Raw genomic sequence first — 19,792 nt, forward strand, 5'->3', positions numbered from 1 at the left:
GCCGCTGTGTTGAATCGGCGGCGCTCGCGGGGCGACCAGCAGAATCCGCAGGAACGGACTCCGCATGTCTGAACGCAAACACGCCGCGGGCCAGCCGCCGCCCACCACCCCACCGAGACCGACCACCACCGGCGGCGCCCACCGCAGAGCAGACCGCGGCGCGCCCGGCGGCGGCCTGCACCGATCGCACGGCTTCGCCGCGGTACTGCGCGATATCGGCTATGTCACCTTCGGCAAGTACGGGCAGTACGTCATCACCATCGTCACCGTTCCGCTGATCGCGCGGGTGCTCGGCGCCCACGGACTCGGCCTGCTGGCGATCGGCATGTCCTCGTACTTCATCGGCTCGCTGCTGGTGGATCTCGGCATCACCTCGTTTCTGGCCGCGCGCGTGCACGATTCGCGAGAACGCGAGGGCGACAGCGCACGACTGCGCGGCATCAATCAGCTGCGCGGCGACTATCTGGCCATCCGCACGACCACCCTCGGCGTCATCGGGATCGCGCTGCTGCTGAGTCTGGTCGCGAGCGCGCCGGTGCAGGTGGACATGATCCTGTTGGGCCTGTTCGCGGGCGGATTCTGGTCCGTGTCGGAGGATTGGCTGCTGATCGGGCAGGGCCGATTCGGGGCCAGCACCGCGTACCAAGCGGTCGGGCGGGTCGGTTATCTGATCCTGCTCGTCGGGCTGCTCCCCCGTATGCCGAGCGCTCAGCTCGCGCTGCTGTGCCTGCTCATCTCTTCGGTGCCGACCGTGGCGCTGACGTGGTGGGATTCACTGCGCACCTTCGGGCCACCGGCCCGGCCGCGCCATTACAAGAGCGTATTCCGCACGGGCGCACCGGTTCTCGCCTCGCGCGTGCTGGTGACGACCTATGGTCAGGGCGCCGCGGCGGTGTACTCCGCTGTGCTGGACACCGTTTCACTCGGCCTCTACTCGGCGGGTGACCGGCTCGTGCGCGCCATCCAATCCACCTTGGACCCCATCGGTTTCGCACTGCTGCCCCGAATGGCGCGGCGCAGTACCGATCACCGGTTCTGGCGGCATGCGCTCATGGCGTTGGCCGCGTGCGTCTGTGTCGCGACGGTCGCGGCCGTGGCGGTGTGGCTGGCCGCGCCGCTGCTGATCCGGCTGGTCTTCGGCGACGAATTCAGCGGGGCCGTCGGGTTGTTGCGGGTCGAGATCTTCATGCTGCCCGCGACCACGATCACCTCGTTCGTCACCACCGCACTGCTGCCGGTTCGCCAGGACACCACCGGGGTGCTGATCGGCGCGGTCCTCGGCACCTTCGTCGCGGGCACCGCGCTGTTCATCGCGTTTCGCACGCATTCGGTGTGGACGCTGGTCTACGGCAGTGTGCTGGTCGAATTCAGCACGGCGATCTGGTATCTCGCGCGGGTCCGCACGCTCATCGTGCGCGAACGCACGGCATCGGTGTCCGTGGAACCGGCGGTGGTGCTGATGCGCGAGGAGGGTGCCTCGTGAGGATCCTGTTCATCGGGGACGACTGGGTCGGCAGCAATGCGCGCTCGCTCGCCGATGGCTTCCGGCAGGCGGGACACGAGGTGGTCGTGATCGACTCCACCCCGATCACCCTGCCGACGCGACTCTCGCCACCATGGATCTACACCAAGTTCGCGCGGCGGCGCGCCCCCTGGACCGTCGCCGAGCTGCACGGCGAGATCGACCGGGCCGCAGCGCAATTGCGGCCGGATATGGTCTTCGCCTTCAAGGCGGTCCATCTCGACCAGCGCAGGCTCTTGGATATTCCGGCACGGCTGCACGTGCACTACAGCCCGGACGATGTCGCCAATCCGGACAACCTCAGCCCGCAATACCTTGCACACGAACCAGATTGGGATCTGATCGTCACCACCAAACGGCACAATGTGCCCGAACTGCTGGAACGCGGCGCCAAGGCGGTCAGTTTCGTCCGCAGTGCCTACGATCCGGCGTGGCACTATCCGGCGGCACGCGGACGCACACCGCGATACCTGGTCGGCTTCATCGGCGTCTGTCGCCCCGATCGCCGCGCCGAAATGGTCGCGCTGGCCCGCGATTACGGTGACCGAGCGCTGGTGCGCGGTCCGGGCTGGCGGCGGGTTCCGGAGCTGCGCACCACCCGGGCGGCGGTGGGCGGTCCGGTGTACGGCTCGCGATATTCGGCGGTGGTCGCCGATATCACCGCGAATCTGGTGCTGCTCAACTCCGATAATCGCGACACCCACACTTGCCGCAGCTTCGAAGTGCCCGCCGCCGGTGGGCTTTTCGTCGGCGAGCGCACCGAAGAGCACGCCGAACTGCTGCGCGATACCGTCGAATGCTTCCTGTTCACCGAACAGACCGAATTGCGCGAGATCCTGGACTGGTGCGCCCGGCATCCGGAGCAGGCGGATGCGATGGCCGAGGCGGGATACCGGCGGATCGCCGACGGCGGGCACCGCTATGTCGATCGTGCGCGCGAGATCATGGACGCGTTGGGGGCGACGCGGCCATGACCGCCTACACCGAAATCGTCGCCATCGCATGCGCGTTGCTCACCGTGGCGGTGGCCGCGGCGTGGGTGCCCAGTGTCGCACGGGTTTTCATCATCGCGCAGGCGGCGTTCTGGTCGCTGTCCTACCTCGCGCGCCCCCTGGTACTGCTGGCGGTGCAACCCGAACCGCACTATGGCGACAATGTGCCCGATCCGCGACTGGCCGAACTCGGCTACGACCGGGGCATCGCACTGGTCCTGCACCATGTCGTCTTCGGCCTGTGGGTGTACGCGATACTCATTGTGGGATATGCGATCTGGTCGCGACACCATCCGATCCCGGCCGCGCCCGCGATGAGCGCGAACCCGGATTTCGTGCCCGCGCTCGCCACCATCTATGTCATCGGCCTGCTCGGGCGCGGCGCATCCTATGCCACCGGATCCATCGGCCACGCCGGTGATGTCGACAGCGCCAATCCGATACTCAACTTCGTCGGCATCCTCGCGACCGTCGCCGCGCTGGGGCTGATCATCTTCATCCGACCGACCCGGCCGCGGACCACCGCACTGCTGATCGGCGCACTGCTGATCGGTGAATTGATGTGGACGGTGGTCGTCGAATCGAAGACCCCGATCCTCGGTGCCGCGCTGGCAGTGGCGGTCCGCTTCGCGATTCTGGGCTGGACCAAGGCCAAGGTCGTCGGTGTGCTGGCGATCGCGGTGCTCGGCATCGGCGGGTTCGGCTGGTTGCAGTCGTTCAAGACCACCGAATCCGGGAAGGCCGAGGCGGTCATGATCAGCTCGGCCTATCCGCCGACGGTGCGACCGTTCCTGAGCATTCTGCGGCGCTTCGATCTGCTCGAGGCCGCGACCGATGCCTATTACCACGGCACCGGGTACTGGCTCACACCCGCCGAGGAGTTCCGGCACGCCGCGCTGAGTCTGATCCCCACACAGTTGCTGGGCGCTCCGAAATTCCAATCCGGCACCGCCTGGGCCGACGACATTCGCGGCGCATCGGTGGATATGACTCGGGTCCAGGTGTCGCTGGCCGAGGGAAATGTCAACGAGGGCTACGTCATCGGCGGCTACACCGGCATCGTCATCAGCGTCGGGTTCACCTTCGTGCTGTTGCTCGCCTGGGCCAAAGCCCTGTATTCCCGGTACTTCCCGATGGTGGTGCTGGCACTCGCGCTGACCGGAGCCTCCTCGCTTTTCGAGCGCGGAATTCTGGGCAGCATGGAGGCACTCGGGAAATTCTTGCAGGCAGCCGTGCTCGCGATGCTGATCTATCTGGCGGTCAAGGAGTACCGGCGTCGCGCGAAACCGCGTGCGCCGCAGGCTCCGGCGCCGAATCCACGGGCACCGGCGCAGCCGCCGCAACAGCCATTGGTCGTCATCGGGAAAAGAGGATCCGAATCATGGGACTGATCGATTACTGGCATATCGCCCGCCGCCGCTGGCTGCTGATCCTCGCTGTGCTGGTGCTGTGCCTGGTCGCGGCGGTCGGCTATGCCCGCAGTCAGCCGAAAAACTATGTGGCGACGAGCACTGTGTACGTTTCGATGGCGACCGGAACCTCGGTGAACGATTCGTATCAGGGCGGACTGGCCGCCCAGCAGCGCGTGCGTTCCTATCTCGATCTGGCCACCAGCGCCAATGTGGCCAAGCGCACCATCGATGATCTCAGTCTGAAGATGTCGGTGGACCAATTGCGCGGCAAGATCACCGCGGCCTCGCCGCCCGCCACCACGCTGATCGTCTTCTCGGTCAAGGACAGCACCGCCGAACGCGCTCGTGATATCGCCAATACCGTTGTCGCGCAATTCCGGCAGCTGATCGCCGAACTCGAATCCATCGAGAAGGATGCGGCACCCGCGGCCAGGGCCGAGGTCGTCGACCGCGCCGAGCTGCCATCGGGTCCGACCGGCCCGCAGTCGACCCGGCTGCTCGCACTCGGCCTGCTATCCGGACTCGCACTCGGCGGACTCGCCGCCTTCGTCCGCGATCGCACCGACCGCAAGTTGCGCACGTCCAACGATCTGGAAGCGGTACTGGCCACCCCGATTCCGGGTTCGTCGCGTTCCGGTGCGCCGGTGCCGATCCTCGGCATCATCGATATCGGCCGCCCCGGTGCCCTCAACGAAACTCGAAGGCTGCGAATGCGTTTGCAGCGCAACAGCGAGGCAACCACGGTGCTGCTGTCCAGTCTGTCGGCGCGATCGGAACCGGAGATCGCGATGGCACTGGCGAAATCGTTCGCCGATACCGGCCACCACGTCGTCTACATCGACGCCGACACCTCCGGCCACGGCGGATCGCAACAGGTCGTCGGCGCGGCGGTGCCCGGACTGGCTGGCGTGCTGCGCGGGTCGATACCGGTCACCGACGCGCTGACCGGCTGGCCAGAGGCCGGAATGACGGTGCTGCCGCTGGGCGAGGTCGATCTTCACACCGTGGATCTACTGGCCTCCGACCGCTTCGCGGCCGTGGTCGCCAAGCTGCGAACCGATTACGACCATGTGGTGATCCAGGCCGCGCCGGTCGCACATGCCGCCGACGCGATCGCACTGGCCCCGTTGTGCGAGCACACCGTAGCGGTGGTCGAACTCGGTGCGACCACCGCACCGCAAATACGTGGCGCGCTGGCCACATTCGGGGACAACCCGCTCACCGGCGCGGTGGCGTACAGCAAGCTGGGTACGGGATTACAGCGGCTGGTGGGGAGGCTGCACATATGAATTCTGCATCGCGAAGCAATTCGATGGGGGGTGGCGGTCGGGAGACGGGCGGGCGTTCCGCATCGCGAAGCGATTCGGCGGACGGTGACGATCGAGCAGCGAGTGGGCGTCACGAGGCCGTGGGTCGACGACGACTGCTGGCCGCGTCCCTCGGTGCCGCGGCCGCGCTGCCGCTGGCGGCGGCCTGTACCTCCGACGACTCCCCCGGTATCGAATTCCGGTCACCGCATGTCACCGACGCGCCCGCGGCGCGCAATGTCCGTGACTTCGGTGCTGTCGGTGACGGTGTCGCCGATGACACCGCGGCGATCCGCTCGGCGGCCGCCGTCGGAGGCGCACCACTCGTGCTGTATCTGCCCGCGGGCCGGTACAAGGTGAGTTCCTGGCCCGATTTGCCGGACTACGCAACGGTTCTCGGCGATGGCGGCGATGTCACGCTGGTCACCTGCGATGCCGACGTCACGCTCATCACCCTGCGCAAGCGCAACCGCGTGCGGTTCTCCCGCATCGGCTTCTTCCTGACCGGTCCACGCTCGACGGCCGTGCAGCTGTCGGAGTCGTTCCGCTGCTCCTTCGACGGGGTGGTGATCCGCGGCAATCACCTCAGTGAGAACCATCCGCGTTATCTGCAGCAGCGCGGCGTCGTACTCGATAACAACACCGGCGGAACGGCCTTCGTCAACTGCGATATCAATAACTTCGGCTACGGCATCATCACCTCCTGCATCCAGAACTACGTCACCTCCTCCAAACTCACCAGCAACTACATCGGAGTGCTCGGCACCGGCAACGACCACAATGCCGGACTGTCGCTGACCAATGTCGAATTCGTCTCCGATGAGAATCCGCGCACCACCGATCGGCACATCACCATCGACGGCGCGGCCAATGACTGGTGGCTGACCAATGTCTGGTTCGAAGGCGCCGATACCGCACTGTCGGTGGGTCAGCGCGATCGCGGCGGGCCCGCCCAGTTCGGGATGATCAACTGCAAGGTCGCCGCCCGCACCGTCGGCCTCGACCTCATCTACTGTCGTCAGCCCTATCTGGCCAATGTGCAGTTCGACAAGGATTCCGAGCAGCCGCCGATCGAACTGCGCATCGATGCGAAGGGCTGTCCGGAGGGCACCGCGATCAACCTGATCTCCAGTGCCGCAGACGATCTCCCGCCCGGCATGTTCCCGGAAAAATGGCAGGTGATGGGCCGCGAGGGCATGCACGCGCCGCAGTACAGCGGCACCATGGTCGGACGTGCCGGGCACAGCGATGCCGATATCTTCCAAGCCCAGGCCGTCGACGGCACCGTGCGATCGGCCATATTGTCCAGCGGCGCATGGCTTTCCGATCGTCCGGAGAGCGGAATCGTGCTGAAGGACGCGGCGGGCGGCTACTGGCGCCTGTCCGTCGGCACGGACGGCGCGGTCAAAACGGCCTCGCTCGGTCGCCAGCGACCCCGGGAGTGAACATGTCGAGCAGTTCGCTATCCGGTATCCGGCTCGGGCCGATGACATTGCACGCCACGACGGTCCTATTGCGCCCGCCGCGGGTCAACGATTACGCCCAATGGCGGCGGATCCGCCTGCGCGATCAGCGCTGTATCGAACCTTTCTGGTCCAGTTCGCCGCTGGACTGGAAGGCGCGGCACACCGGGAAACTGTGGGTCCGGGAATGTCTCGGCGTCCGCGCCGAGGCGCGGACGGGCCACATGCTGTCATTGGTTATCGAGGTCGATGGGCGATTCGCCGGACAGATCGAACTCGTCTCCATCGAGGCCGAAACCGGTTCCGCCGAAATGGGAATCTGGGTGGACGCGGAGGTGGCGCGCCACGGGATCGGCGGCCTGGCCTCCTCGCTGGTGCTGGACTTCGGATTCGGACCGGCCGGATTGCAGCGCATCACCGCCCCGATCTCACCGGCCAATATCGCCACCGCCCGGGGCGCCGCCCTGATCGGCTTCCAGCGCGAAGCAATGATGACACGGTATTTCGACGTCGGCGGGGCCCGGCGCGACCACGAACTGTGGGCGATCACCAAGGCGGCGATTCCGCCAAATGGTTTCGCGCGGACCTGGATCGACGACCACTCGACCCAGCATCCGGATACCACCCGGCCCGCCGAGGCCGACGCCTGCACCGACACCGCGCTGAGCCGGGCCACGGTACTGGTCGCCACGGCCAGGTACCACGCGGGCCGGGCACTGCATCTGATCGATCCGCTGCGCTCGCCGCCCACCGTCCGGCTCACCGATCCGGACGATCCGGCGGTGGTGCTGCGCAGTCGGCGACTGCTGGACTGGGCGCGGTGGCGCGCGGCCCGGGTCCATACGCGCGACGCGCTGGATCCGGATCCGAACGCACCCGCCGCGACATGGCAGCGCAAGCACGGCCGACTACCCTGGTTGCGCGAATTCCTGCGCGCCCGTCCGGGCTTGCGCTCGGCGTACGGGCTGACGCTGGCCATCGAGGTGGACGGCGACTACGCCGGTGAATGCCGACTATTCGATCTGGACATGTTCGATCGCAATGCCCGGATGTTCGTGTGGACCGATCCGGCCGTCGGCGGCGACCGCGTCCGGATCACGGCCACCCGACTGCTGCTCGACCACGCGTTCAGCACGCTCGGCCTGTGCCGGGTGGCGACCGCCATCGAACCCGGCGATATCGATTCCGCCGATGTCGCCGCGCGCGTCGGCATGGTGCGCGAGGGGCGGATGCGCTGCTTCGTCGGCGCCACCGGACGTAGGGCCGATCACGACCTGTGGGCGGTTACTGCCCCTATCGACCGGGGGTGACGGAGTTGCGCGGACACGACGGCCCACCCGACGTACAGTGAACCGGAGAACCCGTCGCGCGCAAGCAGATTCGCGCCGGGGCGCTGTGTGCGCGTGCCTCATCACTGCCCAGGAGCTCAGGATGGACCACGTCGATCACGACGGCCCGGCGGCCCGCCGCAAACGTTTCGCGCGCAGTAATGAACTGCAAGCGCGGCTGCACGATCTGGTACCTGGTGGCGCGCATACCTATGCCCGTGGCCCCGACCAATATCCGGAGTTCATGGCCCCGATCCTGGTGCGCGGGGAGGGTTGCCGGGTCTGGGACGCTGACGGCAATTGTTATATCGAGTACGGCATGGGCCTGCGTTCGGTTACCCTCGGCCACGGGTACCGCCCGGTCTTGGAGGCGGTGACCAGGGCCATTGCCGACGGTGTCAGCTTCAGTCGGCCGACCGAACTCGAACTGCTCGCCGCACAGGATTTCCTGTCGCTGGTACCGGGCGCCGATATGGTCAAATTCGCCAAGAACGGCTCCGATGCGACCACCGCCGCGGTGCGGCTGGCCAGGGCCGCCACCGGGCGCACCGTCATCGCGGTCTGCGACCAACCGTTCTTCTCGGTGGACGACTGGTTCATCGGCACCACGGCGATGGCCAGTGGCATCCCCACCGAGGCCACCGCGGGCACCATGAAGTTCCGCTACAACGATCTGCCCTCACTGGCCGCCGTGCTGAACACCGGCGCGGTCGCCGCCGTCGTCATGGAGGCGGCCACCGCACTGCACGAACCCGAACCCGACTTTCTGGAGGGTGTGCGCGAACTCTGCGATCGGCACCGCGCCCTGCTCATCTTCGATGAGATGATCACCGGATTCCGCTGGTCGGTCGGCGGGGCGCAGGCCATCTACGAGGTCACCCCGGACCTGTCGTGCTGGGGCAAGGCCATGGGCAATGGCTTTCCGATCTCGGCACTGGCGGGCAAGCGCGAGTTCATGGAACTCGGCGGGTTGCGCACCGACCGCGATCGCGTCTTCCTGCTCTCCACCACGCACGGCCCGGAGTCGGCCTCGCTGGCCGCATTTCGCGCCGTCGCGCACGAATACACCACCGGCGATCCGATCGCGCGGATGGAGCAGGCCGGTCGCCTGCTCGCCGATGGAGTGAACGCGGTCGCCGCCGATCTCGGCATCGCCGACTACCTCGAGGTCCTCGGCCGCCCCTCCTGCCTGATCTTCGTGACCCGCGATCCGAACGGCCAGCCGTCCCAGGAGTTCCGCACCCTGTTCCTGCAGGAACTGCTGGACCGCGGCGTCCTCGGTCAGTCCTTTGTCACCTCGGCCGCGCATACCGAATCCGATATCGCGCAGACCATTACCGCCTGTCGCGAGGCGGCGAGCGTGTACCGCAAGGCGATCGAGCAGGGCACGGTGGACGGGCTGCTGGAGGGCCGTCCGGTGGCACCGGCCATCCGACGCACGGCCGCACCGCGCCGCGTCGACTCGGTGCCCGAATGAGCCTGTCGCACAACGGTCCCGGATCGCCGCGCATCGCGATCGTGCACGAGCGGTTCACCGAATTCGGCGGCTCCGAGGCGGTGGTCGGTGAATTCTTCGAAACCTGGCCGGACGCAACGGTATTCGCGCCCATTGTCGATCCGGCGGGCATTCGGCCACCGTTGACCACGGTGCACGACACGTGGCTGAGCCGCGCGCACGCCGCGACCGGTCGTCGATCACATGCCCCGCTGCTGCCCTTCGCGCCCCGCGCACTGCGCCGACTCCCGCTGCGCGGGCGGTTCGACGCGGTGCTGATCAGCCATCACGCATTCGCCACCCAGGCCGTATTCGCCACGGACGCACCGACAATCGTGTACGTGCACAGTCCGGCGCGGTGGGCCTGGGATCCCGAGTTCCGCGCCCAGGAGGCGGGCGGGCGCGCGGGACAACTCGCACTCACCGCCCTCGGCCGCCTGGCCCGTCGTGCCGAATTGCGTGCCGCACCGAGGCTCACCCATATCGTCGCCAACTCCCACGCGGTCGCCACCCGCATCCGCGACTGGTGGGGGCTCCCCTCGACGGTCATCAATCCTCCCGTCCAGGTCGACGACTTCACCCCGGACCCGGCCCTCGCCCGCGAGGACTTCTTCCTGGTCGCGGGCCGCCTGGTCCCCTACAAACGCCCGGACCTGGCCATTCGCGCCGCCCAGCGCGCCGGCGTGCGCCTGGTCGTCCTCGGCGACGGTCGCTTCCGCGCCCAACTCGACGCGATCGCGGGCGCCGAGACCACCTTCCTCGGCGCGACCCCGTTCGACGTCCTGCTCGATATGTACCGCCGCTGCCGAGCCCTGCTGATGCCGGGCATCGAGGACTTCGGCATCGTCCCCGTCGAGGCAATGGCCTGCGGCACACCGGTTCTCGCGGTCGACCAGGGCGGCGCCCTGGATACCGTGCGGGCGGGCACAACCGGCGAGTACGTCGCGCACGGCAGCGATGAACACATCATCGACGGACTCGCCGAGACAATGCGCCGCTTCGATCCTACGGCCTACGACCCGGCTGCCATCCGCAGCCACGCCATGACCTTCTCCCCCAAGGCCTTTCGTGCGAACATCGCCGACACCGTCGCCACAACACTGGACAACGCCTGACCGAATTCGCACGAAGGATCGACCTCGACTCAGCATGTCGAAGGCCTGATACCCCGGGACGACTTCGCAGATGAGTAGGTCGTCGAATTCATCGATGACTCCGGCCGAACCGCCTGTGTCACCGGGGGATATGGCGTGTCTTCGACAGCAACAGCAGCAACACCGGACCTACGACGCTGGCGCAGTTCGATATCGCAAGCCTCGAAGGACCGGCGGCGTGCGAAGTCCTGACCTATGGCGTGCCCGGGTCCTGCGGTTCCACCAGATCGGTCTTCAGATGTTCGAGCCCGGCGCGGATCCGAGATTTGACCGTCGGCAGGCCGACGCCGAGGCGGGCGGCCACCTGTGGATAAGTCAGACCGGAATAGTAAGCGAGGGAGATGGATTCGTGTTGCAGTGCGGTCAGGTTGGTGAGACTTTTGCGCAGCGCCGCCCTTTCGTCGCGACGCAGCGCCTCCTCGGCGACCACATCGCTGGGCGGCTGATAGTCCCGGCTGCCCCAGGAGTGGTTGTGGTCGAGGGTGGCGCGCTCATGGCGGACCCGGTCCACGGCCTGGTGGTGGGCGAGCATGCGCAACCAGGTCAGCACCGAGCCGCGGTGCTCGTCGAAGCCGACTGCACAGCGCCACACCTCCAGATAGACGTCGTGACAGGTCTCCTCGGCGTACCCGCGATCACGGACGATCGACAGCACGCGCCGGTAGACCAGACCGTGGGTACGGCGGTACAGCTGCCCGAACGCCTCCCGGTCGCCGCCACCGATGCGGTGCACCAACTCGGGATCGACCTCGTCGGATCCGGTGTCGACCGGATCGCGAACCGGGCGGGCGATGGGTCGCGCAGCGCTCGGAATTCGTTCGGACCGTTGCGATACGAGCAAGATCACGATTGCCCCCAGACTGACAGATGATGCGACAAGTGATAGTGATTCGACGGTTGCGTGATGCGTCGAAGCAGACCGTCGAGGGCATGGACGGACCTGTCGGAGAAGGGGATTCGGCCGGGGGCTCGGGCCGGGAATCCGCCGTCAGCCAGGATACCGTGTCGCGCGCATGCGCCGATACCCTTTCGCCATCGATCGGATCAAATGCGCAGTCCGAGTTCGACGATGCCCTTCGCCACCGCCTGCACCGCGACCCGATTCTTGCGGGCATGGGTCCGGATCAGCTCGAAGGCGGCCTCCGGGGTGGTCCGCCTGGCATTGGCGATCACACCCTTGGCCTGTTCGATGACGATCCGTGAATCCAGTGCCTGCTGTAGCTGGGCGGTCAAACGCTGTTGGCGGCGCAGGACATTCGCGTTCAGGATGTGCCCGGTCGCCATGCTGGCCAGCAGGCCGCCCACCGAGAGGTCGCGATCGGTCCAGACCCGCGGCGTCGGACCGTACAGGCCGAGCGTGCCGACGGTGGTCCCGCCGACCCGCATCGGAATCTCGGCCAGCGACGCCACCCCGTGCCGGATCGCCTCGGCGGAGAACTCCGGCCAGCGCGCCCGGCGCCGACCGATATCGTCGACCGCGATCGGATCACCGGTTCGGAACGCGTCCACACTCGGGCCGCGTTCGCTGCTGTGCTGGCAGAGTTCGATTTCCACGAAATCTTCCGGCGCGGCGGCCGCGAAGCGGGCTTGTTCATCGGAGGTCAGCGTCTCGTCCGGCATCAGCATGACGGTGCAGCCCGCCAGATCCAATGCGGCGGTGGCACTGTGCATCAGCTGGCGCACCATCTCCGCCGTATCACCGATCGCGGGGAGCAGTTCGGCGAGTCGCGCCGCAACCAGCATCTCATTGTCAGCCACCCGAATCACCCCGCACACGCGAAAGCCGATCGTCCCCGTCAAGTCCCACGCCGCACTTGCTGACATTTCCATGGTATGGCTATGCGAACTCGCACACCAGGAATTCGGCGCGGCGGCCCGGTCATGAAATGTCCAGCTACCCTGTGGATTCCGCGGACGGGAGCGGCACACACTGGTCGACATGACCACTATCCGGATGCCACCATGGACGACAGGCTCGACCTTATCGAGCACATCGAGGTGCACGATAGGGCTTATTTTCGCTGAATTCTCTCCGCGTAAATGTGTCGACTGCGGCGAGCAGCATGCACCGCAACCGACTCGGGGAGACTGCAATGGGGCGCGCATTCGACGAGCGGCAGCAAGACCGATCCACTGAGCCACTACCGCAGTCGACACAGCTATTACGGCTACTTGTGCGCGCGGTCGACGCCCTCGCAGGCGATTTCGACGTGATCGAACTGTGCCAACAGTTATTGGAGACCTGCATCGAGGTCACGGATGCGGCCGATGCCGGAATACTGCTGGCCGACCAGCGCGGTGAGCTGCACGTGCTGGCCTCGACCACCGAAGCGCCGCAACTGCTGGAGCTGTTGCACTTCGAGGGCCCCGGCCTGCGCGCCTATCGGAGCAAGAGTCCGGCAACCGTGCCCGATCTGCGTGACGCCCAGGACCTTTGGCCGGATTTCGCCCCTGCGGCGCTGGCTGCCGGATACCGCTGCGCCTACGCCGTGCCGCTGCGGCTGCACCGCGACAGCATCGGCGCGCTCACGATCCTTGCCGCCCCCACCGCTGTGCTCGGCCATCTGGGTCTGCGCATCGGACAGATCCTCGCCGATATCGCGGCGATCGGTATCGCGCATCATGTCCTGCTCGCCCAAGGCGCGACCATCCACGCGCAGCTGCCCACCGCACTGCATACCCGCATCGCCATCGAGCAGGCCAAGGGCGTGCTCGCCGAGCACGGCAGCCGGGATGTGGATCTCGCATTCCAGCTCATGCGCGCGCATGCCCGCGCCACCGGCCGCCGTCTCACCGATATCGCCGCCGACATCGTCGAGGGCCGCGTCGATCTGCGCGCCGAGGCGACGGACTGATTCAGGTATCGAAGCGAATCCGGTTGTCCACCACCAGCTGCGCGACCTCGGCCAACGACAACCCGCGCGCGAACGCACACGCGCGCAGCCGCGCATAGGCATCGGGCGCGCCGATACCCAACTGCGCGATCACGATTCCGGCGGCCTGGTGGATGACACGGCTGGTCAGCGGTCGATCCCACCACTGCACGGCGAGGGCGGATCGCGTCGATCCGGCGATCAGCTGGGCAATGACGAGATCGGCGATATGCAGTCCCGCCGAGATCACCGCCGGTTCCGGCCGCCCCGGCCGCGCCTGATACAGATCCAGCACACCGAAGCGCACCACCCCCATCTGCAATGGCACCGCGACCATCGATCCGGCCGCCGCCACCCGGTTCAACTCATCGGCGAAGCCCGGCCACCGCTCGGCGGTCGCGCCCAGATCGGCGACCAGCACCGGCACCCCCGTGGCGACCGCGTCCACGGCCGGACCCTGCCCCGCGGTGGCCTGCACCGCCTCCACCCGCGCCGCGACCGGATCACTGGCACACCACGGCTGGAGTCCGGCATCGCGCTCCTGGATCAGGATGGCCGCACGCTGCACCGGCAGCACCCGGACACAGGCGCCGCACAGGGCGGCCATCCCGCCGCCATCGGCCGACAGCTTCGTCAGAAACTCGAGGGCCGAGTAGAACTCATCGGTCAACTGATCGAACTGCCCCACGCTAATCCTAGGAACTCTCACGACCGCTACCCCTGCCACGAGTTCGACGGTCCCCCTGTCCCAGGATTCGTCACCGTTGCGGCACCGGACCGCCACTACGCCACGGGAATACGGTGGGTCGGCACCGCCAGAATACGAAACACCCCTCGTCCACACCAGGGCCGAACGTCCCACACCCTGGTGTCGAACGGCTGTCTCCTCGGTCGTCAGCCCTAGAGCGTCATCACCAATGCAGGCCGGGGATCACGCGGGTGACCCGGGCGGCCGGACTCGGCAACGCCATCAGGGGCAGCACCACCGGTGCGAGGTAGGACAGGGCGCCGCGCCCCGATTCCGATTCCTGCTCCGCTTCTTCGGTGGCGGCGGGCACTTCGGTCGGCTTGCCCTGTGCCGCATGCGATTCGCCGAACCACCGGAATCCCTGGTGCATGATCGTCCGCTTGACCGAGGGCATCAGCAGTTCGACCGCCTGGGCGAAGGTGCCGACCGGGGTGTCGATGCGGTGCGGGCGATCCTCGATGGCACGCACCACGATTTCCGCGGCGCGGTCGGGATCCGGAACCGGCAGTGAGCGGTAGAGGTCGGTGGGCGCGATCATCGGGGTGCGCACCAGCGGCATGCGGACCGAGGTGAAAGTGATTCCCGCATCGCGATTTTCGACGGCAGCGATTTCGCTGAAGTTGTCCAGCGCCGACTTGCTCGCCACATATGCGGCAAATCGCGGCACCTTCGTCTGCACGGCAATCGAGGAGATATTGACGATATGCCCGAAACGCCGCGCCCGCATCGACGGCAGCAGCGCGAGAATGAGCCGCACCGCGCCGAAGTAATTCACCGCCATGGTCCGCTCGAAATCGTGCATACGATCGGTGGAATTCACCACCGAACGGCGGATCGAGCGGCCCGCATTGTTCACCAGATAATCGACATGACCGTGATCGGCGAGCACCGCCGCGACCAAATCCTCGACACCGTCGGGATCGGTGATATCGCACGGATAGACGTGTGCGACACCGCCTTCGGCGCGCACCGACTCCGCGGCGGCCACCAGGTCATCGACGCCGCGCGCCACCATGATGACGGTCGCACCGCGCTGCGCCACGGCATGCGCGGTGGCCAGGCCGATGCCAGAGGAGGCACCGGTGATCAGCACGACGCGCCCGTCCAGTGGGTCACCGCTGTCGCCGGGCCGATCCCGGTTCGGATCGAGGTTCTCGGCCCAGTATCGCCACAGCCGCTCGGCGTAGCTGTCGAAGGACGGCACCGCCAAACCCGTCCCGCGCAACTGCGCTCGGGTGGAGTCGGCCACGAATTCCGCGGAGAACGAGGCGTGCGGTGCGACTTCGGCGGGAATTCCCATCTGCTCCAACAGGAAGTCGCGAACCGTCGCGACGCCCGGGATATGCGAGAGCCCGCTCAGCGCGAGCCCGCTGCCGGGGACCGTGCCGATGCCGCTCGGCGCGCCCGCCGCGGCGGCGAGTGCGCCGTAGATGTCGCCGAACGGCTGCGGCTGCGGGTTGACCAGGTGGAAGGTGCGCCCGTCGAGTCCGGTGCGGCGCACCAGTTCGACCATGGCGCCCGCCACATAGTCGACCGGCACGATATTGGTCGCGCCCAGTTCCGGCAGCAGCATCGGCAGTTCGGCCGGGAGTGCGCCCAGGCGCGAAATGGCCGGGAAGAAGTAGTACGGGCCGTCGATCTTGTCCATCTCGCCGGTGCGGGAATCGCCGACCACGATCGCCGGCCGGTACACCCGCCAGCGCACGCCCTCGGATTCGCGGACCATCTTCTCCGCCGCGAATTTGGTGCGGTGGTACGGCGAGGTCAGCCGCTGGCCGAGGTCGAAGTCCTCCTCGAAGAATTTGCCCTTGTGGTCACCGGCCACGGCCACCGACGAGACGTGGTGCAGTACCGCGCCCAGTTCGCGGGCGAGTTCGAGCACCGAGCGGGTGCCGGCGACATTGGCCGCATGCGCGGTCTCCTCATCGGCGGTCATGTCGTAGACCGCGCCGAGGTGGATCACATGATCGGCCTTCGGCGCCTCCTCGATCAGTCCGAGGCCATCGGCGGTCAGATCACCGAGCATCGGAAAGGCGCGTTCGCCGCCGGTCCAGCCGGCGGCGAGTTCACTGAATTTCGCCACCGACGCGGTACGAACCAGCACATGCACAATGGCCTCGGAATCGGCCTCCAGGAGTCCCTGCACGACCCGCCGGCCCAAAAACCCGGTTCCGCCCGTCACGATGAAAGTCGTCATCGCACATCCTCCTGCTGTCGCACTCGAATTGAGTTGTCACACATGCGCGCCCGGCATGCAGCAGTGAATGCGGACATCATTTGATTCGGCCGCCGGACAACAATGGTCGGGCCGGAGCAGGAACGCCTTCACGCCTACTGATCGGTAACTTTAATCGGCACAGCTAGCCTCCGGCAAGCGAATTGCGGCCGAATGCGATGTGTGACTGGTCACCAACGGGAGTCGCGAATATTGTGTGTTACAACAGTTTTCAGATAATGCCCGGGCGCGAATCCCCAATCAGGACAGCGCGTTTGCCCACACGATCAACCACACGATGCCAAAGGTCACGGCGATCGTGATACCGGCGATCGCGGTCGCCGGACGCGGATCCGGGTTCTTCCGCTCCTCGGTCAGCCCGACGATGCCGAGAATGAGCGCGAGCGGCGCCGAGAGTCCGCAGCACACCCCGAGCAGACCGAGTACCAGCGATGCGATGGCCAGCGGATTGGACCGATTGACCGCACGCGGGTAGGGCCGGTAGACCGGCTGTCCCACCGCGCGTTGGATCGGCGGCAGCCCCTCCATCGCCACGGCAAGATCACCGAAGGTCCTGGCGCACAGGGCCTGTCCGATTCGATCGCTCAGTTCGTCGGCATCGAGACGACCTAGTTGAAAGTTGTGTTTGAGCGCGTCGACGACCTCTTCCCGATCGGCGTCGGCCGCGCGCAGATTAGGGGTGGCAATGAAGGGATCCATCTGGTGCCCCCTGATGATCGGAGGAACGTCGTCGTTGTCTCCGATCGTATCCCCGTGCGCGATGGCCGTTACCAACTCGAGACCACCGCCACCGGCTCAGCGTTTCTCGGCGCGGGCAGGCGGCGATTCCAGCGGCGGGCGGCCCCGCAGATAGGACTCGAAGGCGTCGAGATCGATGGGGCCGACGGTCTTATCGGCGCCCTCGGTGAAGACGGTGAAGCCGTCGCCGCCGGAGGCCAGGAAACTGTTGGTGGTGACGCGGTAGGTGGCGACCGGATTGAGCGGCTGGCCGCCGACGCGCACGCTGGCCGCCACCACCTTGCCGCCCTTCGGGCCGGATTCGACATAGGTGTAGGTGAGCCCGGCAGGTGACAGGACGGTCGGCTTGCCCGCGATATTCCATTGCTGTTCGAGCAGGCGCAGGATCTGACTGCCGGTCAGTGTGACGGTGACCACCTGATTGCCGAACGGCTGGACGGTATAGATATCGCCGTAGGTGATCTCACCGGACTTCAGGTCCGTGCGCACCCCGCCCGGATTCATGAACGCGGCCACCGCCGCGGCGGGCGCGGCCGCGGTGACCGAGAGCATCGAGTCGGCGATCACATCACCCAGCGGTGATTCGCCGGAGCCCGCCGGTTCGTGCGGCAGCGACGCGGCCGCGATGCCGACCGGCCGATCCGCGCGCGGCTTGGCCTGATCGGCATAGAAGTCGATCAGGGCGGTGGTGGCGGCGTCCGGGGTGACATCGCGGGTCACCACCCGGTTGACCGCCGAGGCCTGAACGCCGTCGGCACCGAAGCGCAGGGTGATATCGGTGATCAGCCGACCATAGGAGGCGGCCTGGGTGACCACCTTGCCGTCGATGGTGCAGACATACGGCTGATGCGAATGCCCCGTGAGCAGCACCCGCACCGCCGGATCCACGCCGGTGGCCAAGGCGGTGACCTCGCCGGAGATATTGGCGCAACCGTTGTAGTCGACCGCGACATTCTGAGCCGGTTTCTGCACTCCGCCGTCGTGCAGCAGCGCGACCACGGTTTCCGCGCCAGCCGCCTTCACCTCGGGGACGTACCGATTGATGGCGGCGACCTCATCGCCGAAGGCGTAGCCCCGAATGCCTTCGGGGACAACGATACTCGCGGTCTCCGGAGTCACCGTGCCGATGACACCGATCTTGTGTCCGCCGACCTCGAGCACCGTCCAGGGGCGCAGCGTCGGCGGCAGCTTGCCGTCGGCGTCGGTGACATTGGCGGCCAGATACGGGAACTTCGCACCGGTGAACGGCGCACCCGGCGAGCATCCCGCGAGCGCGCAACCACCCTGTCGCAGCCGCGCCAATTCGATGACGCCGCTGTCGAATTCGTGATTGCCCACCGCGGATGCGGCCAAGCCGATGGAGTTCAGAAAGGTGATGGTCGGCTCGTCGTGGAACAGTCCGGAAACCAGTGGGCTCGCGCCGATATTGTCGCCCGCCGCGACCACGGCACTGGCCGGATAGGCCTGCTTCAACCGTGCCAGATGGGTGGCCAGGTACGCGGCGCCGCCCGCGTCGTGTCCGGCGATCTTGCCGGTGGAACCGGCGGGCGGCTGGAGATTGCCGTGTAAATCGTTGAGCCCGAACAGATGTACCTCGTTCGACTGCGCCCCGCGCAGATCGTTGGTCGAGATCAGGGGGATCACCCCGGGCACCGACGAGGGGGCCGAGCCACCCTCCGATGCGGTACCGCACCCCGCCACCAGGGCGATGCTCACGAGTCCCGCGATGATCGTGCCGATGCGATGGTGCGCTGTCATGCTTCCGACTTTCCCACGCCCGGGTGCCATCGGCATGAATCCCGTGCGAACACACCGGCGGCGGGGCCGATCTGCGACCCCGCCGCGCGGATTTCCCGGCCTACACCCGGCTCGCCGCGAAGTCCGCGGCCGGCCAGAATGCCCAGCCGTAGTTCCCGTGCTGGCTCGGGTCCAAGCCGCCACCGCAGACCGGATCACCGGCGGTGCAGTAGTCGGCGGTCTTCCAGGCATAGTTGCCGGGAACGCCCCACCCGATCAGGCGCAGGGGGTCGCCGAACAGCAGGACCGCGGACACCTTCCATTCGAGATCGCCGGGGAGCACGTAGATCCCGGGCAATGCGGTCACGATGCCGGTGCCGACCACGCCGTGTACGACGGCCGCACCCTGTGAGTAGCCGACCAGGATGAACTGCTGATCCGGGCACATCTGCGACTGCCGGATGACATGGTCGGTCATATCCTGGGTGCCCCGGCTGAGCGAGGCGGGGTCGAGCAGATCCGCCGGATAGTCCACCCGGTAGGCGCTGCTACTGACCGGAAGTGCCTGCAGCAGTGTGTCGTACAGCGGATCGCCGACGACGGAGCCGAGCCACCCGGGTTCCCCGGTGCCCCTGGCCACGACCACATCGACGTCGGCACAGTCCGCCCGTGCCTGCGCGCCCGTACTGGTCACCGCCCCGGCCCCGGCCACGAGCAACAGCACAGCCAATACCCGCGCCAACCGCCGCTTGTCGAAGACTTTTACCTTCCGGATTTCCATCGTGAT

The 19,792-nt window shown here is 67.0% G+C and carries 16 protein-coding genes; 9 read left to right on the top strand and 7 right to left on the bottom strand.

Translation table 11 applies throughout. The features are described from left to right. Positions 1-64: 64 nt before the first annotated feature. From ACQP0C_RS24985 to ACQP0C_RS25020, 8 genes are all read left to right on the top strand, one after another. Positions 65-1,483, top strand: coding sequence for a lipopolysaccharide biosynthesis protein (locus ACQP0C_RS24985; protein ID WP_433723621.1), 1,419 nt, complete (start codon positions 65-67; stop codon positions 1,481-1,483). Further along, complete coding sequence (locus tag ACQP0C_RS24990) at positions 1,480-2,496, top strand: CgeB family protein (protein WP_433723623.1); 1,017 nt, start codon at positions 1,480-1,482, stop codon at positions 2,494-2,496. The genes ACQP0C_RS24985 and ACQP0C_RS24990 overlap by 4 nt, the downstream gene beginning before the upstream one ends. Continuing rightward, positions 2,493-3,905 (top strand): hypothetical protein, encoded by a 1,413-nt coding sequence (locus tag ACQP0C_RS24995; protein WP_433723624.1) that lies wholly within the window; start codon positions 2,493-2,495, stop codon positions 3,903-3,905. The genes ACQP0C_RS24990 and ACQP0C_RS24995 overlap by 4 nt, the downstream gene beginning before the upstream one ends. Next, positions 3,896-5,215, top strand: coding sequence for a Wzz/FepE/Etk N-terminal domain-containing protein (locus ACQP0C_RS25000; protein ID WP_433723625.1), 1,320 nt, complete (start codon positions 3,896-3,898; stop codon positions 5,213-5,215). The genes ACQP0C_RS24995 and ACQP0C_RS25000 overlap by 10 nt, the downstream gene beginning before the upstream one ends. Positions 5,216-5,349: 134 nt before the next feature. Further along, positions 5,350-6,678, top strand: coding sequence for a glycosyl hydrolase family 28-related protein (locus tag ACQP0C_RS25005; RefSeq protein WP_433734649.1), 1,329 nt, complete (start codon positions 5,350-5,352; stop codon positions 6,676-6,678). Between the two features lie 2 nt (positions 6,679-6,680). After that, positions 6,681-8,006 carry a GNAT family N-acetyltransferase gene (locus tag ACQP0C_RS25010; RefSeq protein WP_433723627.1) on the top strand — a complete coding sequence of 442 codons (1,326 nt, stop codon included), beginning with the start codon at positions 6,681-6,683 and terminating at the stop codon, positions 8,004-8,006. 121 nt (positions 8,007-8,127) lie between these two features. Continuing rightward, positions 8,128-9,501, top strand: coding sequence for a glutamate-1-semialdehyde 2,1-aminomutase (locus ACQP0C_RS25015; protein WP_433723629.1), 1,374 nt, complete (start codon positions 8,128-8,130; stop codon positions 9,499-9,501). After that, positions 9,498-10,634, top strand: a complete 1,137-nt coding sequence (locus ACQP0C_RS25020; protein ID WP_433723631.1) for a glycosyltransferase — start codon at positions 9,498-9,500, stop codon at positions 10,632-10,634. The genes ACQP0C_RS25015 and ACQP0C_RS25020 overlap by 4 nt, the downstream gene beginning before the upstream one ends. A 232-nt stretch (positions 10,635-10,866) precedes the next feature. Here ACQP0C_RS25020 and ACQP0C_RS25025 read toward each other — a convergent pair whose 3' ends face one another. Next, on the bottom strand, positions 10,867-11,520 hold the full coding sequence (locus ACQP0C_RS25025) for a sigma-70 family RNA polymerase sigma factor (RefSeq protein ID WP_433723633.1): 654 nt from the start codon (positions 11,518-11,520) through the stop codon (positions 10,867-10,869). A 197-nt stretch (positions 11,521-11,717) separates the two neighbouring features. Beyond that, entirely contained in the window at positions 11,718-12,431 is a 714-nt protein-coding gene (locus ACQP0C_RS25030) for a GAF and ANTAR domain-containing protein (protein ID WP_433723635.1), read from the bottom strand. Between the two features lie 335 nt (positions 12,432-12,766). Here ACQP0C_RS25030 and ACQP0C_RS25035 point away from each other — a divergent pair, with 335 nt between their 5' ends. Beyond that, a complete protein-coding gene (locus ACQP0C_RS25035) occupies positions 12,767-13,528 on the top strand; it encodes an ANTAR domain-containing protein (protein ID WP_433723637.1) in 762 nt (253 codons plus the stop codon). Position 13,529: 1 nt separating this feature from the next. Here ACQP0C_RS25035 and ACQP0C_RS25040 read toward each other — a convergent pair whose 3' ends face one another. The 5 genes from ACQP0C_RS25040 to ACQP0C_RS25060 form a co-directional block, all read right to left on the bottom strand. After that, positions 13,530-14,234, bottom strand: coding sequence for a GAF and ANTAR domain-containing protein (locus ACQP0C_RS25040; RefSeq protein WP_433723639.1), 705 nt, complete (start codon positions 14,232-14,234; stop codon positions 13,530-13,532). A 223-nt stretch (positions 14,235-14,457) separates the two neighbouring features. Beyond that, positions 14,458-16,491: an SDR family oxidoreductase gene (locus ACQP0C_RS25045; protein ID WP_433723641.1), complete on the bottom strand. Its 2,034-nt coding sequence runs from the start codon at positions 16,489-16,491 to the stop codon at positions 14,458-14,460. 279 nt (positions 16,492-16,770) lie between these two features. Next, complete coding sequence (locus ACQP0C_RS25050) at positions 16,771-17,229, bottom strand: DUF1707 and DUF4190 domain-containing protein (protein ID WP_433723643.1); 459 nt, start codon at positions 17,227-17,229, stop codon at positions 16,771-16,773. 96 nt (positions 17,230-17,325) lie between these two features. Further along, positions 17,326-19,026 (bottom strand): bifunctional metallophosphatase/5'-nucleotidase, encoded by a 1,701-nt coding sequence (locus tag ACQP0C_RS25055; RefSeq protein WP_433723645.1) that lies wholly within the window; start codon positions 19,024-19,026, stop codon positions 17,326-17,328. A 100-nt stretch (positions 19,027-19,126) separates the two neighbouring features. Further along, positions 19,127-19,786 carry a cutinase family protein gene (locus ACQP0C_RS25060; protein WP_433723647.1) on the bottom strand — a complete coding sequence of 220 codons (660 nt, stop codon included), beginning with the start codon at positions 19,784-19,786 and terminating at the stop codon, positions 19,127-19,129. Positions 19,787-19,792: the final 6 nt, after the last annotated feature.

Origin of the sequence: Nocardia sp. CA-129566 (assembly GCF_050956075.1) — a bacterium.
Lineage (GTDB): Bacteria > Actinomycetota > Actinomycetes > Mycobacteriales > Mycobacteriaceae > Nocardia.